This is a genomic window from Streptomyces sp. NPDC101237, from assembly GCF_044767465.1.
GTDB classification, from domain to species: domain Bacteria; phylum Actinomycetota; class Actinomycetes; order Streptomycetales; family Streptomycetaceae; genus Streptomyces; species Streptomyces gramineus.
In genome coordinates, this window is sequence record NZ_JBIWNY010000003.1 from 196,171 (window position 1) to 211,981 (window position 15,811).

A 15,811-nucleotide genomic window follows, 5' to 3' on the forward strand; every position below is an offset into this window, starting at 1 on the left:
GGGGCTGCCGGTGCTACGCGACGCTGCGCAGGGCGTCCGCCGGGCGCATCCGGGAGGCGCGCCAGCCGCCCATCGCGCCGGCGATCAGGCCGCCGGTGACCGCGAGGCCGACCGCGAGCGCGATGGTGGTGAGGGAGACCGGCGCGCTCAGCGCGATCTCCATGGTGTTCGCGGACGTCTGCCGTCCGGGTCCGCCGCCGCCCGGTCCGCCGCCGGTGCCGCCCAGCTGGGCGGTCAGCGTCGGGCTGATCGCGGTGACCGCCCGGGCCGCGCCGACGCCGAGGGCGATGCCGAGGGCGCCGCCGATCAGGCCGTTGACCATGGACTCGCCGACGACCTGCCGGGTGACGTTCCGGGACGGCCAGCCCAGCGCCTTCAGGGTGCCGAACTCACGGACCCGGCGGGAGACGGCGGAGGAGGTGAGCAGCGCCGCCACCAGGAAGGCGGCCGCCAGGACGGCGACGGACAGCCACGTGCCCACGCCGGCCGCGAGGTCGGATGCGGTGGAGAGGGAACCGGAGACGGTGGACGCGAGGTCGGCGGAGGTGGTGACCGTCGTACCGGAGATGTCGGCCGTGATCGCCTTCTTCACGGCGGAGATCCGCTGGGAGTCGGTGGCCTTCACGTAGATGGTGGTGACCTGGTTCTTCGCGTCGCCGAGGGTCTGCGCCACCTTCAGCGGGACGAAGACGTCGGTGTCGGACTCGCCGCTGTCCGGGGTGGCGACGCCGATGACGGTGACCTTGGTGCCGGAGATCTTGAAGGTCGAACCGACCGTGTACTTCTTCTCCTTGGCGTACGACGCGCTGACCACCGCGGCCCTGGCGCCGGTCTGCTTCGAGGTGAACGTCCGGCCCGAGGTGATCCTCATGGCGGACAGCGGTCCGAGACCCTGGTGGGCCACGTCGACGCCGACGACCGAGTAGCTGTTGACGTCGAAGTTCGCGCCGCCGCCCTGGACCTGCGGCCGCCCGGTGCTGCCGGTGCCGCCGCCCGGACCGCCGGTGCTGCCGCCGCCGGAGCTCTGCGCGGTGCCCTGGGTGAAGGAGCCGTCGACCCTGGTGACGTTCAGGGAGAGGGCTCCGACCGCGCTCGCGACGCCCTTCTCCGCGGCGACCTCGGTGACGAGCGCCGACTTCAGGGTTTGGCCGCCCTGCGTCATCACGCGGTCCGAGCTCTGCGCGGAACTGCCGCCGGACGTGGCGTCGAAGGAGAAGTCCCGGCCGCCCGAGCCGCCCGCGGCGGGTGCCGTACGGGCCTTGGTGACCGTCATGTCGGTGCCGAGGCCGTACAGCGACTCGAGGACCCTGTCCTGCGCCCGCGTCATGCCGGCCGACACGGAGCCGACCGTGATGACGAGGGCGATTCCGAGCGCCAGACCCAGTGCGATGACCAGGGCCGCCTTCTTCCTGCGGCCCAGCTCGCGCTTGAGATAGATGCCAAACATCCCGTTCCTCGAAGGTTCTTGGCGCCCGCTGTGGGCGCCTGCCCAAGCTAGGGAGAAACCTTTGAGTCACCCTGGGTAGGAGATGTGCCGGAGCTGAGAATGCTCCGAGTCATGTCGAACTTTCATAAGACGGCAAATTCCTCCCGTGCCGCGGGGGCCCACCCCGGAATCCCATGTTCGATTCGGTGTACCGTCCCGGGGTGCGCGATTCCTCCCGGCTGACCAGGCGTGCCGTCTTCGGGCTCACGGCCGCCGCCCTTCCCCTCTCCGCCGCGACACCCGCTTCGGCGACCACCGTGATCGGCGGTGAGCGCCTCGCCCGCGGCGGCGTCCAGGTGCGCGGTGCCACCGGCCTCCCCAAGAAGATCACCGCCCATGCCTGGCTGCTCGCCGACTGCGCGAGCGGGGAGGTGCTGGCCTCCCGTGATGCGCACCGGCGCCTGGCGCCCGCCTCCACCCTGAAGATGCTCTTCGCGGACACCGTGCTGAAGAAGTTCGACCGGGCCGAGCGCTACCGGGTCAAGGACAGCGACATCTCCGACGTCCCGGCGGGCTCCAGCCTGGTCGGCATCAAGCCCGGCATCACCTACACCGTCGAGCAGTTGTGGCAGGGCGTCTTCCTGCGCTCGGGCAACGACGCCGTGCACGTCCTCGCCCACATGAACGGCGGCATCGCGAAGACCGTCGCCGAGATGCAGGCCAGGGCCGCCGACCTGCAGGCCCTGGACACCCACGTGGTCAGCCCCGACGGCTTCGACCACCCCGGCCAGCTGTCCTCCGCCTACGACCTGACCCTCTTCGCCCGGCACGGGCTGAAGGACGCCGACTTCCGCGGCTACTGCGGGACCAGGACCGCGGACTTCCCGGCCGGCGGCAAGAAGACCTTCCAGATCCAGAACACCGACCGCCTGCTCACCGGCTCCTGGGGACTCGGCGTCTACCAGGGCCTGTTCGGCGTCAAGAACGGCTACACGAGCCACGCGGGCAACACCTTCACCGGCGGTGCCACCCGCGGCGGACGCACTCTGCTGGTCACCGTGATGCACCCCGACAGCGGCAGCAACGCGGTGTACGAGGAGACCGCGGCGCTGCTCGACTGGGGCTTCGGGAAGGGCGGTTCGGCGCAGCCGGTGGGCACGCTGGTCGACCCGCTGAGCGAGGGCGGCGCGGGCGCGAGCCCGTCGCCCTCCGCGGCCAAGGGCGCCGCGGGCGCGCCGGGGACGGGAGCGGCGGGCGCGGCGGGGTCGTCGGGAACCTCACCGTGGACGTTCGCTGGCGCCGGCGCGGGAACGCTCGCGCTGCTGGGCGGAGGAGCCTGGGCGGTGCGCCGGCGGCGCCGGGCGGCCGCGGACGGTTCCGGTGACACGCCCGTGAGCTGACCCGCCGGTGAGCCGACACCCCGTGAGCTGACAGGCCCATGCGGTGACGTCACGCGGCAGCCGTCCCGCCCACCGGTGCGTACCCGCGGTCCCGCACGGGTCCACCCCCACCCGGTCCGGCAGGACGGCTGCCGCCTCCCCCCTCGATGTGGTTCGGCGGAACACCAGAGCTTCAACTGTGAAGTTCTGGTGGAGGAAAGTTGAGCATAGGCGCGTTACCGGCCGCAATACCGCGGACGTCCGAATTCCGATTGTGCAGGTTGCCGGACGCCGGGCTGAACGCCGGTTCAGCCCCGGCCCACGTACGGCATCGTCGTCGCCAGCACCGTCGCGAACTGCACGTTCGCCTCCAGCGGCAGCTCGGCCATGTGCCGCACGGTGCGCGCCACGTCGGCCACGTCCATCACGGGTTCCGGGGCGACCTCCCCGTTCGCCTGCAGGACGCCGGCCCGCATCGCGGCCGTCATGTCGGTGGCCGCGTTGCCGATGTCGATCTGCCCGACCGCGATGCCGTACGGACGCCCGTCCAGGGACAGCGACTTGGTGAGCCCGGTGAGGGCGTGCTTGGTCGCGGTGTAGGCGACGGAACGCGGGCGGGGCGTGTGCGCCGAGACCGAGCCGTTGTTGATGATCCGGCCGCCCCGCGGCTCCTGCTCCTTCATCTGCCGGAACGCCGCCTGCGCGCACAGGAACGCCCCGTTGAGGTTGGTGTCCACGACGTGCCGCCACGCGTCGTACGCGAGGTCCTCCACGGGCACCCCGCCGGGTCCGAACGTCCCCGCGTTGTTGAACAGCAGGTCCACCCGCCGGAACCCTGCCACGGCCGCCGCGAACAGCCCGGCCACGTCGTCGGGGCGCGTCACGTCCGCGGGTACGACGAGAGCGGCGCCCTCGGGAGCCAGGGCCGCCGTCTCCTCCAGTGTCCTGGGCCGGCGCCCGGCCAGCGCCACCGACCAGCCGGCCCGCAGCAGTTCCACCGCCACGGCCCGGCCGATACCGGAGCCGGCGCCGGTCACCACCGCGGTCTTCGATTGCTTGGCATCCATGGTGCCGCAGCGTAGGCGCTCCGCCGGGGGCGGGCGGGGAGGATTGTGCGGGTACGGTGCGTTTGCGGGGGTGGCGCGTCTACGGGTGCGGGGCCGTGGGGGCTGAGCGCGCAGTTCCCCGCGCCCCTTGCGGGGGCGTTGGCGCGCGCCGTTTCTCGTGCCCTTTCAGGAGCGTTCGTAGTGGACGCCGATCTGGGCGCGCAGTGTGTCCAGGGTCCGCATGACGGCCAGGGTGCCGTCGAGCGGGACGAGCGGGGACTCCTTCTCGCCCGCCCGCAGCGCCCGCATGACCTCCGTGGCCTCGTGGCGGAAGGTGTTGCGCGGGCCGTCGGCCGGGTCCAGGGCGAACTCCTCGGGGTCGCGGCCGTCCCGGTGCAGCACGAAACGCTCGGGGTTGAAGAAGCCGTCCGGGACGTCGATCCGGCCCCGGGAGCCGGTGACCGAGGCGGTGGTGCCGGTGCCGCCGACGATGGAGCAGTGCACCATCGCGAGAGCGCCGCTCTCCCAGGAGAGCAGGGCACCCGTCTGGAGATCGACGCCCTCGTCCGAGAGCACCGCTCGCGCCGACAGTCCGTCCGGTTCGCCGAGCAGCAGGTGCGCGAACGACACCGGGTACACCCCCAGATCGAGCAGCGCGCCGCCGCCCAGCGCCGGGTCCCGCAGCCGGTGCGCCGGCGGGAACGGCCCCTCCAGGCCGAAGTCCGCCTGCACGGTCCGCACCTCGCCGATCGCCCCGTCCCCGACCAGCGCCTTCAGCCGTCGCACCAGCGGGTTGCAGTACATCCACATCGCCTCCATCAGGAAGCGGTCGTGCTCCTTCGCCAGCGCCACCAGCTCCCCGGCCTCGCGCAGGTCGATCGTGAACGCCTTCTCGCACAGCACGTTCCGGCCGGCCTCCAGGCACAGCCCGGCCGCCGCCCGGTGCGCCGAGTGCGGCGTGGCGACGTACACGACATCGATGTCCTCGTCCCGGGCCAGCGACTCCCAGTCGCCGTAGGCCCGGCCGATCCCGAACCGCTCCGCGAACGCCTCCGCGGACCGCGCCGACCGCGAGGCGACCGCCGCGATCTCCGCGTCCGGCAGGTCCACCAGATCCGCCGCGAACGCGGCCGCGATCCCGCCGGTGGCCAGGATCCCCCACCGCACCCTCTGCTCAGCCATCCCGGCAGCCCCACCCTCGCTCATGTGTTTCCCGGCAGTCCGTACGAGCTGAGAGCATAGGCGGCGCACATCGGGGTTCATCAAGAGCGGATCCGCAGGGCGAGACCGCCGGCGACCGGAGGAGCGGGGGAGACATGCGTCAGACACCGGAGCGTCCGGCCCCGTCGGCGCCGGACGCCGGGGACGCCGCCGCACCCGGCGGCCCCGCCGCACGCCGGGGCGCCCTCCTGCTGGTGCTGGTCCTCGGCGCGCTCACCGCCACGCCTCCGCTCGCCATGGACATGTACCTCCCGTCCCTGCCCGAGGTCACCCGCTCCCTGCACGCGCCCGCCGCCACCGTCCAGCTCACCCTCACCGCCTGCCTCGCCGGCATGGCCCTCGGACAGCTCGTCGTCGGCCCGATGAGCGACCGCTGGGGCCGCCGCCGCCCGCTGCTGGCCGGCCTCGCCGTCTACGTCGCCGCCACCGCCCTGTGCGCCCTCGCGCCGAACGTCGAGACGCTGGTCGCCTTCCGCCTCGCCCAGGGCCTCGCGGGCGCCGCCGGCATCGTCATCGCCCGAGCCGTCGTACGCGACCTGTACGACGGCGTGGCCATGGCCCGCTTCTTCTCCACCCTGATGCTGGTCTCCGGGGTGGCCCCGATCGTCGCCCCGCTGATCGGCGGGCAGATCCTGCGGGTCACGGACTGGCGGGGCGTGTTCGTCGTGCTGACGGCCGTCGGCGCGGTCCTCGCCGTCGCGGTGTGGACGAGACTCCCGGAGACGCTGCCCGCCGCCGACCGGCACGCCGGGGGAGCGGCCGCGGCCGTACGTGCCATGCGGACCCTGCTCGCCGACCTGCCCTTCACCGGCTACATGCTCGCGGGCGGCTTCGCCTTCGCCGCGCTCTTCGCCTACATATCGGCCTCGCCGTTCGTCGTCCAGGAGATCTACGGCGCCTCGCCGCAGACGTTCTCCCTCCTCTTCGGGCTCAACTCGGTCGGACTGGTGATCGCCGGACAGATCAACGGAAAGGTGCTGGTCGGCCGGGTCAGCCTGGACAGGGTGCTCGGCGCGGGACTGGCCGTGACCGTGCTCGCCGCCACCGCCCTGCTCCTGATGTCCACCGGGACCTTCGGGCCGGTCGGTCTCGCCCCGGTCGCCACCGCCCTGTTCGTGCTGATGTCCGCGATGGGCTTCACCCTTCCCAACGCCCAGTCCCTCGCCCTGCTGCGCACCCGGCACACCGCCGGAACCGCGTCCGCCCTGCTCGGGACGTCGTCGTTCCTGGTGGGCGCGGTCGCCTCGCCGCTCGTCGGGATCGCCGGGGAGAGAACCGCCGTCCCCATGGCGGTCGTCCAACTGGCGGGGGCACTGGTGGCACTGGCCTGCTTCGTGGGAATGTGCCGTCCCTGGACTTCACGTGGGAACACACGTGCGGGGTTGGAGGGAGCAGAGAGCTGAGCGTACCGAGACTGCGCGTCGAGACACCGGAACGGGCCGGGCTCGACCCCGCGGAACTCAGGCACCTCGTGCGCGAAGTGCACGCCCTCACCGAGGGGGAGCGGCCCTGGGCGGCCGGAACCGTGGTCGTCGCGGGACGCGGTCCCGTGATCGCCGTCCAGCAGGCGGCCGGCTGGGCGGTGCGCTGGTCCGCGTACGACCCCGAGGCCGGCGCCGGTGTCGAACTGCCGCGCGCCGCACGGGTCCCGATGACCGTCGACACCCCCTTCGACCTGGCCTCCCTGACCAAACTCTTCACCGCGGTCGCCGCCGTGCAGCAACTCGAACGCGGCACCCTCGGCATCGACGCCCGGGTCGGCGCCTACCTCCCGGACTTCCGGGCGGCCGCCGCGCACGGCGTCACCGTCCGCCAGCTCCTCACCCACACCTCGGGCCTGCGCCCCGAACTGCCGCTGTACGACTGCCCCGACGACGAGGCCCGGCTGGCCCTGCTGCGTGCCGAGGCCCCGACCAGCGCCCCCGGCGCCTACCGCTACTCGGACCTCAACATGCTCCTCCTCCAGGCCGTCCTGGAGCGGATCACCGGCCGCACCCTGGACGTCCTGGTCCGCGAGGGCATCACCCGGCCGCTCGGGATGACCGCCACCGACTTCGGGCCCTGCCCCGGCGCGGTGGCCACCGAGGACCAGCGGCGGCCCTGGGCCAAGGCGGACCGCGGGATGCTGCGCGGTGTCGTGCACGACGAGAACGCCTGGGCGCTGGGCGGGGTGGCCGGGCACGCGGGCCTGTTCTCCACCGGCCGGGACCTGGCCGTCTTCTGCCGGGCCCTGCTGGCCGGCGGCGCCTACGGCCCGGCGCGCATCCTCGGCCCGGACTTCGTGGACCTGCTGCTGGACCCGCCCGGGCTCGGATTCCTCGTGGACCAGGGCTGGTTCATGGGCGAACTGGCGGGCCGCGGCGCGGCCGGGCACACCGGGTTCACGGGCACCAGCCTGGTGCTGGACCGGGCGACGGACACCTTCCTGGTGCTGCTCGCCAACACCGTGCACCCCCGCCGCCGTCCCGGCGACAGCGCCCCGCGCGCGGCCGCGGCGACCCGGCTGGCGAGATCGGTGTTCCTCGGCCCGTCCGGAGGATGAGGCCGGTACGGGCGAGGGCCCGGCCGGGGCGCGGGCCGGGCGACCCTACAATCGGCGGGTGAACCACCCCGCATCCCCGGCCGACCGGCTCCGCGCCACGCTCGCCGGACTCCTCGACGGCCTGTCCCCCAAGCAGGCCGCCGGAGCCGTCGAGCGGCTGATCGCCAACTACCGCGGGGCGACCCCGACCGACGCGCCGATCCTGCGGGACCGGGCGGACGTGGTGGCCTACGCGGCCTACCGGATGCCGGCCACCTTCGAGGCGGTACGGGCCGCGCTCGTCGCGTTCGCCGACGCGGCGCCGCAGGGCTGGGCGCCGGAGAGCCACGTCGACGTCGGCGGCGGCACCGGCGCGGCGACCTGGGCGGTGAGCGACACCTGGGCCGGGACACGGCCGGTGACGGTCCTCGACTGGGCCGAACCGGCGCTGGCCCTCGGCCGCGAGATCGCCGCGGCCAGCCCCGAGTTGCGGGAGGCGCAGTGGCGCCGCGCCCGGATCGGAGCGGCGCTCACCATCGAGAGCACTGATCTCGTCACGGTGTCGTACGTCCTCAACGAACTCGACGAGGCCGCCCGCGGCGCGCTCGTCGACGCCGCCGCCACCGCCGCCCGGTCCGTCGTGATCGTCGAGGCAGGCACCCCGGCGGGCTACGCCCGGATCATCGAGGCCCGTGAGCGCCTGGTCGCCGCCGGGTTCCGGATCGCCGCCCCCTGTCCGCACAGCGCCGCCTGCCCGATCGTCCCCGGCACCGACTGGTGCCACTTCTCCGCGCGGGTCAGCCGTTCCTCCCTGCACCGCCAGGTCAAGGGCGGTTCGCTGGCCTACGAGGACGAGAAGTTCAGCTACGTGGCCGCCACCCGCCTGCCGGCCGCTCCGGCGCCGGCCCGGGTGGTCCGGCGCCCGCAGATCCGCAAGGGCCAGGTCCTGCTCGACCTGTGCGAGACGGACGGACGACTGGCCCGGACGACGGTCACCAAACGCCACGGCGACCTCTACAAGGCGGCCCGGGACGCGGACTGGGGCGACGCGTGGCCGCCGCCCGGTTCGCCCGGTTCGAGGGCGTAACTCCCGCAATCCCTTATCGCTCGCGTACCCCCCTTCACGCCCAGATGGGACGATAAGGCATGCTGGCCGCACCACAGCGAGGCGAGGCGAGGCGATACATGAGCGGGACCTTCGGCGGCCGTGGTCGCCGTCAGGGCAGACTCTCCCAGTGGCTGCTGGGGCGGAGCCCCGGGGAGGCCGCCCCCGACGACGACGGCCGCGCGGCCCTGCTGCTCGCCGCCGCCGAGGCGGGCCTCCCGATGGCCCCCGCCGCGCACCCGGCCCCCGGCTACGGCTGCTCCTGCGACCGCGTCGGCTGTCCCACCCCCGCCCGGCACCCGGTGTCGTTCGCGTGGCAGACGCAGTCCACCACCGACCGCGTCCAGATCGAGCGCTGGGCCCGGCACCAGCCGCAGGCCAACTTCATCACCGCGACCGGCATGACGCACGACGTCCTCGACGTCCCCCTGGAGGCCGGCCGGGAGGCGCTGGAGCGGCTGCTCGCCAACGGTGTCGACGTCGGCCCGGTCGCCGAGAGCGACGACGGCCGCATGCTGTTCTTCACCCTCACCCGCGGCACCCCCGAGGACGAGGACGAGTGGTGGCCGTGCGAACTGGACTGCCGCCCCGAGACCATGGACGAGCATCCAGGGCTGCGCTGGCACTGCCGGGGGTCCTACGTCCTCGTACCGCCCGCCCGGCTGCCCGGTGACGACGGCCCGCGGGTGCGCTGGACGCGGGGCCCGGAGCACCCGCTGCCCGACCCGCTGACCCTCCTGGAGAGCCTGACCGACGCCTGCGCCCGGCACGCCGGCGAGGAGTCCGACCCGGCGGACGCCACCTGGCCGGTCCGCCGCTAGGACGGACGCGCCCCGGCACGGACGCGCCCCGGCACGGACGTCCTCGGACCGGGAGTCCTCGGACCGGGAGTCCGCGAATCGGGAGGCCGCGGGTCAGGAGCCCTGGGCGGACGTCAGGCCCTGGATGCGGCCCAGGACCGAGACCTTCCCGGAGCCCGCCGGGTCCAGCGCGACCTGGTTGGAGACGAACTGCATCGTCAGCGTCTGCTTGACGTCACCCTTGGTGAGGGCCTTCACGTCCTGGTTCTGCGCCGGCAGGGACGTGCCCGCGGCCGCGGTCTCCTTGGCGTAGTAGCGCGTCGTGAAGAACACCATCGCGCCGCCGTCGGCGGTGCGCAGGGCCAGCGGCGCGTAGTCGCCTGAGGTCAGCGGCTCGTCGATGTACTGGGTCGCCAGACCCGGCTTGGTCGACTTCCTGCGGTCGGTGCGCCAGCCGCTGGTGTGCGGGCCGTCCGCGAAGACCGGGCCGCCGCTCTTGAGATACGTGGCGTAGTCCCGGCTCAGGCCGGCCGGGGGGACGGCCAGCCGGTCGCCGTCGGCCGGCACGGCCTGCGCCCAGCCGTCCTTGTCCGTCCGGAACTTCGGGACGGCGTCCGGCGCGACCAGGGTCAGGTAGGCCGCCTGGAACGGCTCGGAGAGGCTGTCGCGGGTGAAGACCAGCAGCCAGCGGTCGTCGCCGCCCTTGTTGCCGTGCGCGTCGGCGAGGAACCAGCGCGGCCAGCCCGCCTTCTTCGGAATCGTGTAGGTGACGTCGTCGAACTCCAGGTCCGAATGGCCCGGGTTGCCGCCCGGGTTGTTGACGTGCCCGGCCTTCAGACGCGCGGAGTCGATGTCGGCGAGCGCGCCCGTCGTGAAGTCGGCGTCCAGGGAACCGTCGTAGGCCGCGTCGGCCTTGTTGTAGGCGTCCGTGAACTGCTTCAGCGCCTTGGCGGCCTCGGCGCGGGTGGTGGTGGGCAGCACCTCGCGCTCCCCGTGCACCACCACGCATCCGCTCGCCGTCAGCGTCATGGCGGTCAGCGCGACCGCCAGCAGCGCGTTCCGCTCACGCCTGCGGAGTCCGCGGTGCCGAAGCGGGCCGCGCTCCCCGGTCCTCAGGTGCGTCATCAGGTGCCTTCACCTTCCCCTTCCCGGAGCCGAACCCTACCGGGGCGAAGAAGACGGCGAGCGTCGGGATCAGGTACAGCAGCCACACCGTGACCTGGAGCACGGTCGGGTCGGGCTGGAAGTTGAGGACGCCCTTGAGGAGGGTGCCGTACCAGCTGTCCGGCGGGATGGTGTCGCTGATGTCGAAGGCCTGGTGGGTCAGGCCCGGGATCCAGTTCGCCTCCTGGAGGTCGTGGAAGCCGTACGCCAGCACACCGGCGGCGACCACGACCAGCATGGCGCCGGTCCAGGTGAAGAACCTGGCGAGGTTGATGCGCAGCGCGCCGCGGTAGAACAGCCAGCCGAGCAGGACCGCGGTGGCGAGGCCGAGGGCGACGCCGATCAGCGGGCGCGGGGTGCCGTCGCTGGCCGCGTGCACCGACGCCCACACGAACAGCGCGGTCTCCAGGCCCTCCCGGCCCACGGCGAGGAACGCGGTGGCGACCAGCGCGCCGGTGCCCATCGCGAGGGCCGCGTCCAGCTTGCCGTGCAGTTCCTTCTTGAGGTGCCGGGCGGTGCGCCGCATCCAGAACACCATCCACGTCACCAGACCGACCGCGACGATCGACAGGGAGCCGCCGAGCGCCTCCTGCGCCTCGAACGTCAGCTCCTGGGAGCCGAATTCGAGGGCGCAGCCGAAGCCCATGGCGATCACCACCGCGACGGCGATACCGGTCCAGATCGGCCGCAGGGCGTCCCGGCGGCCGGTCTTGACCAGGTAGGCGATGAGGATGCAGACGACGAGCGAGGCCTCGAGGCCTTCGCGCAGCCCGATCAGGTAGTTGGAGAACACGGATCACGCCCCCTTGGCGGACTCGGAGAACAGCGTCCGGCCCCACCAGTCGTCCTTGTCCCGGACGCCGGGCGGGACGGCGAAGACAGCCGAACCCACGTGCTGGATGTACTCGTTGAGCGCGTCGGACGCCGACAGGCGGCGCTGCAGCGGGATGAAGCCCTTGCGCACGTCACGCTGGTAGGCCAGGAAGAACAGGCCCGCGTCGAGCCGGCCGAGCCCGTCGGTGCCGTCGGTGAACGAGTAGCCCCGGCGCAGGATGGTGATCCCGTCGTTGGAGTCGGGGTGCGCGAGCCGCACGTGGGCGTCCGGCTTCATCGCCTTGAGGAACGGCGCGTCGTGCTCCTTGGCCTTGCCGACCGGGGCGCCCTCGCCCTTGTCCCGGCCGAAGACGTCCTCCTGCTCCTGGAGCGAGGTCCGGTCCCAGGTCTCGATGTTCATCCGGATGCGCCGGGCGACGAGGTAGGAGCCGCCGGTCATCCACGCCGGTCCGTCGCCCTCGCCGACCCACACGAACTTCTTCAGCCGGTCGGTCTCGGTGCCCGCGATGTTGCGGGTGCCGTCCTTGAACCCCATGAGGTTGCGCGGGGTCTGGGCGTCCGGCGTGGTCGAGGACGTCTTGCCGAAGCCCAGCTGGGACCAGCGGATGGCGACCTTGCCGAAGCCGATCCTGGCCAGGTTGCGGATGGCGTGCACGGCGACCTGCGGATCGTCGGCGCAGGCCTGGACGCACAGGTCGCCGCCGGTGCGGGCGGCGTCGAAGTTGTCGCCGGGGAACTGCGGCAGGTCGGCGAGGGCGGCCGGACGGCTGTCCCGCAGCCCGAACTTGTCGAAGAGGGAGGGGCCGAAGCCGATCGTCAGCGTCAGCCGGTTCGGCTTCAGCCCGAGCGCCTCGCCGGTGTCGTCCGGCGGCGCCTCGGCGAGCCCGCCGAAGGCGCCGTCGCCGATCGCCTTGCCGGCGGTCAGCCGCCGGGCCGCGGCCGTCCAGTCCTTCAGCAGCTGGACGAACTCGGCCCGGTCGTCGGTCTTCACGTCGAACGCGGCGAAGTGCAGCCGGTCCTGGACGGCGGTGGCGATGCCGGCCTGGTGGGCGCCGTGGAACTCGACGGCGCCACCGGCGTCCGCGCCGGCCGGGGCCATGTCGTCACCGGCCTCGGCCATCGCCACCGCGCCCCCGGCCACGGCGGCACCGAGCGCGAGCCCGGCACCGCCCCAGCCGATCAGCGCACGGCGCGACGGGTTGGCTTTGTCGGTCATGTCCTGCCCCCTACTTGACGACGGTCGCGGCGAGCTTGGACAGCGGCTCCGCGAGCGCGTTGACCGCGTCCGACAGCTCCTTCTGCTGGGCCTTGGTGACCTTGTCGTACGAGATGAAGCCGTCCGAGGTGGACGTCGTGCGGTACTTGTCGAGCAGCGTGTTCAGCGCGGCGAACTGCTTGTCCAGCTCGGTGGTCAGGGCCGCGTCGTTCTTCTGCGCGACCGGCTTCAGCAGCTCGTACGCCTTCTGCGCGCCGTCGACGTTGCCCTTGAAGTCGCTGAGGTCGGTGTGGGAGTAGCGGTCCTCCTCACCGGTGACCTTGCCGGTGGCGACCTCGTCGAGGAGCTCCTTGGCACCGTTGGCCATGGAGGTCGGGGTGATCACGGCCTTGCCGACCCGCTTCTGCCAGTCCTTCAGGTCGACGAGCAGCTGGTCGGCGAGGGCCTTCTGCTCGGCGCCGATCTTCTTGTCCTGCCACAGCGCCTTCTCCAGCGCGTGCCAGCCGGTCCACTTCTGGCCCTTCTCCAGGCCGTCGGCGCGGGTGTCCGTCTTGGGGTCGATGTCGCCGAAGGACTCGGCGATCGGCTCGGTGCTCTCCCAGCCGACGCGGGAGGGGGCGTAGGCGTTCTTGGCGGCGGTCAGGTCGCCGGCCTTGATGGCGTCGACGAACGTCTCCACCTTCGGGATCGTCGCGTCGGCCTCGCCCTGGGCCCACTCGCGGTAGTCGGCGACGGCCTTGTCGAGCGTCGGGTTGCGCCGGGCGACCGCGCCGGAACCGGTGACGGTCAGCTTCTGCCGGACGCCGTGTCCCTTCATGCCGGGCCGGCAGGCTATCTCGTACGAACCCGCCTTGACCTCGGCGGTCAGCGTGTACTTGGTGCCCGGGCCGATGTTCTCCTTCTCCGAGACGATCCGGTCGTCGGGGAAGAGGATCTCGACCTCGGTGGCCTTGGAGCCCGTGTTCTCGATGGCGAGCGTGACGCGCCCGGCCGGGACGGACTTGAGGGAGGTGTCGCACTTCGCGTCGGCGGCGGTCACCTGGATCGCGTCGTCGCCCTTGGCGTCGCTCTTCGCCGTGCAGGCCGAGAGGGCGGTCAGAGCGGCCGCGGTGGCGGCGGCGGTGACGGTGAGTCGGACGGCACGCATGCAGGCTCCAAGCGGGGGAGATTGGTGAGGCTGACCTAAGTTACATGAGGCTTACCTCACTAATACCCACCCGGGTCGGGATTGGCCAGACACGGATAGATCACAGACACGGCTTGATATCGGCGGCGAAAACCCGCCACCAAAGGAAGGTCAAGGGAAGGTCAAGCGGGCCGTTCCGGTCCTGCGACGACGGCCGGACGTCCTCCGTCCCGGCCGCCGCCGCAGTGCTTCAATGCCGGAGTGACTGATTACGACGTGCTGCGTGTCTTCTGCGCGGCGAACGGCGGGTACGGCAACGAACTGGGCGTCGTCCGGGACGGCTCGCCGCTGCCCGCGCGGGAGGACCGGCAGGCGCTGGCCGCCGAACTCGGTTTCAGCGAGACGGTGTTCGTCGACGACCCTGAGCGCGGCGTCGTCGACATCTACACCCCCACCCTGCGGCTGCCCTTCGCCGGCCACCCCTGCGTCGGCACGGCCTGGCTCCTGGATGTGCCCGAACTGGTCACCCCCGCCGGCGTGGTCGGCGCCCGGCTGGACGGGGAGTTCAGCTGGATCGAGGCGCGCCCGGAGTGGGCCGCGCCGCGCACCCTGCGCCAGTACGCCACGGCCGCCGAGGTGGACGCCCTGCCGGTGCCGGAGCCGGGCGAGCGGAGCGAGCGGGGGGTCGCCCCGGACGAAGCCGGGGGGAGGGTCTATGCCTGGGCGTGGGAGGACGAGTCGGCCGGTCGGGTACGGGCCCGCGCCTTCCCCGGCCGCGGTGCCGGCGTCGACGAGGACGAGGCGACCGCCGCCGCCGCGCTGCTGCTCACCGACCGGCTGGGCCGCGCCCTGAACATCACCCAGGGCCGCGGCTCGCAGATCCTGACCGCACCGCAGCCGTACGGCTGGGTGGAGATCGGCGGGCGGGTCGTCCTGGAGGGCGCCGAACGGCGGCCGGACCTCAGCTAGCGGCCGGTTTGTCGGCGCGCCCGCGCCGCACGTAGTACCAGGTCATGTTCGACGACAGCCCCGTCAGCAGCACCCAGACGACGCCGATCAGCCAGCTGCCCTGGACGAACGAGACGACGGCGGCGACGACCGCGAGGACGCAGACGGCCAGGGAGTAGAGGGCGAGGCGGGGCATAGGGGCAGTCGCTTTCGGTTCGGTCGGACGGTCCGGGGACACCGGTGGCCGTCCACCAGTGTCCCCCATCCGCCCGGAGGGTCCGCTCAGACGTCCGTGACGCGGAGCCCGGCGTGGGCCTTGTAGCGGCGGTTGACCGAGATCAGGTTCGCGACCAGCGACTCCACCTGGTGGGCGTTGCGCAGCCGTCCCGCGAAGACGCCCCGCATCCCCGGGATGCGCCCGGCCAGCGCCTGCACGGTCTCCACGTCCGCGCGCGCCTCGCCCAGCACCATCACGTCGGTGTCGATCCGCTCGATCTCCGGGTCCTGGAGCAGCACCGCCGACAGGTGGTGGAAGGCCGCGGTGACCCGGGAGTCCGGCAGCAGCGCCGCGGCCTGCTCCGCCGCGCTGCCCTCCTCCGGCTTCAGCGCGTAGGCACCCTGCTTGTCGAAGCCGAGCGGGTTGACGCAGTCCACCACCAGCTTCCCGGCCAGTTCCGCGCGCAGCGACTCCAGCGTCTTGCCGTGGCCCTCCCACGGCACGGCGACGATCACGAGGTCGCTGCGGCGCGCGCACTCGGCGTTGTCGGCGCCCTCGACACCGTGACCCAGTTCGCCGGCCGCGGCCTCGGCACGCTCGGCCGCCCGGGAACCGATGATCACCTTCTGGCCCGCCCGGGCCAGCCGGTAGGCGAGGCCCTTGCCCTGCGGGCCGGTGCCGCCGAGTACACCCACGACCAGGCCGGAGACGTCGGGCAGGTCCCAGGGATCCTTGGCGGGAGCCTTCTGGGCCGCCGGCTGCTGTGCACTGTCGGAAGAGGTCATGGGCCGACTCTACGTCCGTGGGG

General features: G+C 72.8%; 15 protein-coding genes. 6 read left to right on the top strand and 9 right to left on the bottom strand.

The features are described 5' to 3' along the window. Positions 1–13: 13 nt before the first annotated feature. On the bottom strand, positions 14–1,447 hold the full coding sequence (locus ACIRQ9_RS06800; protein WP_404167882.1) for an ABC transporter permease: 1,434 nt from the start codon (positions 1,445–1,447) through the stop codon (positions 14–16). A 173-nt stretch (positions 1,448–1,620) separates the two neighbouring features. Between ACIRQ9_RS06800 and ACIRQ9_RS06805 the strand changes: the two genes are divergently transcribed. Beyond that, on the top strand, positions 1,621–2,826 hold the full coding sequence (locus ACIRQ9_RS06805) for a D-alanyl-D-alanine carboxypeptidase family protein (protein WP_404167884.1): 1,206 nt from the start codon (positions 1,621–1,623) through the stop codon (positions 2,824–2,826). A gap of 287 nt (positions 2,827–3,113) precedes the next feature. On the opposite strand, the gene ACIRQ9_RS06810 is transcribed toward ACIRQ9_RS06805, so the two are convergent. Further along, positions 3,114–3,872 carry an SDR family oxidoreductase gene (locus ACIRQ9_RS06810; RefSeq protein ID WP_404167886.1) on the bottom strand — a complete coding sequence of 253 codons (759 nt, stop codon included), beginning with the start codon at positions 3,870–3,872 and terminating at the stop codon, positions 3,114–3,116. A gap of 165 nt (positions 3,873–4,037) precedes the next feature. Continuing rightward, positions 4,038–5,033 (bottom strand): Gfo/Idh/MocA family protein, encoded by a 996-nt coding sequence (locus ACIRQ9_RS06815; protein WP_404167888.1) that lies wholly within the window; start codon positions 5,031–5,033, stop codon positions 4,038–4,040. A 134-nt stretch (positions 5,034–5,167) separates the two neighbouring features. Between ACIRQ9_RS06815 and ACIRQ9_RS06820 the strand changes: the two genes are divergently transcribed. The 4 genes from ACIRQ9_RS06820 (at position 5,168) to ACIRQ9_RS06835 (ending at position 9,519) form a co-directional block, all read left to right on the top strand. Further along, positions 5,168–6,475, top strand: a complete 1,308-nt coding sequence (locus ACIRQ9_RS06820; protein WP_404167890.1) for a multidrug effflux MFS transporter — start codon at positions 5,168–5,170, stop codon at positions 6,473–6,475. Next, entirely contained in the window at positions 6,415–7,614 is a 1,200-nt protein-coding gene (locus tag ACIRQ9_RS06825) for a serine hydrolase domain-containing protein (RefSeq protein WP_404167892.1), read from the top strand. Before ACIRQ9_RS06820 ends, ACIRQ9_RS06825 begins: the two co-directional genes overlap by 61 nt. 58 nt (positions 7,615–7,672) lie before the next feature. Continuing rightward, complete coding sequence (locus tag ACIRQ9_RS06830; protein ID WP_404167894.1) at positions 7,673–8,680, top strand: small ribosomal subunit Rsm22 family protein; 1,008 nt, start codon at positions 7,673–7,675, stop codon at positions 8,678–8,680. 98 nt (positions 8,681–8,778) lie between these two features. Next, positions 8,779–9,519: a bifunctional DNA primase/polymerase gene (locus ACIRQ9_RS06835; protein ID WP_404167896.1), complete on the top strand. Its 741-nt coding sequence runs from the start codon at positions 8,779–8,781 to the stop codon at positions 9,517–9,519. A 93-nt stretch (positions 9,520–9,612) separates the two neighbouring features. Here the strand turns inward: ACIRQ9_RS06835 and ACIRQ9_RS06840 are convergent, their stop codons facing one another. From ACIRQ9_RS06840 to efeO, 4 genes are read right to left on the bottom strand one after another with little or no spacing between them, the layout of a single operon-like run. After that, positions 9,613–10,623, bottom strand: coding sequence for a hypothetical protein (locus tag ACIRQ9_RS06840; RefSeq protein WP_404167898.1), 1,011 nt, complete (start codon positions 10,621–10,623; stop codon positions 9,613–9,615). Then, complete coding sequence (gene efeU, locus ACIRQ9_RS06845) at positions 10,562–11,455, bottom strand: iron uptake transporter permease EfeU (protein WP_404167900.1); 894 nt, start codon at positions 11,453–11,455, stop codon at positions 10,562–10,564. The genes ACIRQ9_RS06840 and efeU overlap by 62 nt, the downstream gene beginning before the upstream one ends. Before the next feature lie 3 nt (positions 11,456–11,458). After that, positions 11,459–12,712, bottom strand: coding sequence for an iron uptake transporter deferrochelatase/peroxidase subunit (gene efeB / locus ACIRQ9_RS06850; RefSeq protein ID WP_404167902.1), 1,254 nt, complete (start codon positions 12,710–12,712; stop codon positions 11,459–11,461). A 10-nt stretch (positions 12,713–12,722) separates the two neighbouring features. Then, positions 12,723–13,859 (bottom strand): iron uptake system protein EfeO, encoded by a 1,137-nt coding sequence (gene efeO / locus ACIRQ9_RS06855; protein ID WP_404167904.1) that lies wholly within the window; start codon positions 13,857–13,859, stop codon positions 12,723–12,725. Positions 13,860–14,099: 240 nt separating this feature from the next. On the opposite strand from efeO, the gene ACIRQ9_RS06860 reads away from it, so the two are divergent. Then, entirely contained in the window at positions 14,100–14,807 is a 708-nt protein-coding gene (locus ACIRQ9_RS06860) for a PhzF family phenazine biosynthesis protein (RefSeq protein WP_404167906.1), read from the top strand. Here the strand turns inward: ACIRQ9_RS06860 and ACIRQ9_RS06865 are convergent. Further along, positions 14,800–15,051, bottom strand: coding sequence for a hypothetical protein (locus ACIRQ9_RS06865; RefSeq protein WP_404167908.1), 252 nt, complete (start codon positions 15,049–15,051; stop codon positions 14,800–14,802). The two genes, ACIRQ9_RS06860 and ACIRQ9_RS06865, sit on opposite strands and share 8 nt — an antisense overlap. Before the next feature lie 17 nt (positions 15,052–15,068). Beyond that, complete coding sequence (gene npdG, locus ACIRQ9_RS06870) at positions 15,069–15,788, bottom strand: NADPH-dependent F420 reductase (RefSeq protein ID WP_404167910.1); 720 nt, start codon at positions 15,786–15,788, stop codon at positions 15,069–15,071. Positions 15,789–15,811: the final 23 nt, after the last annotated feature.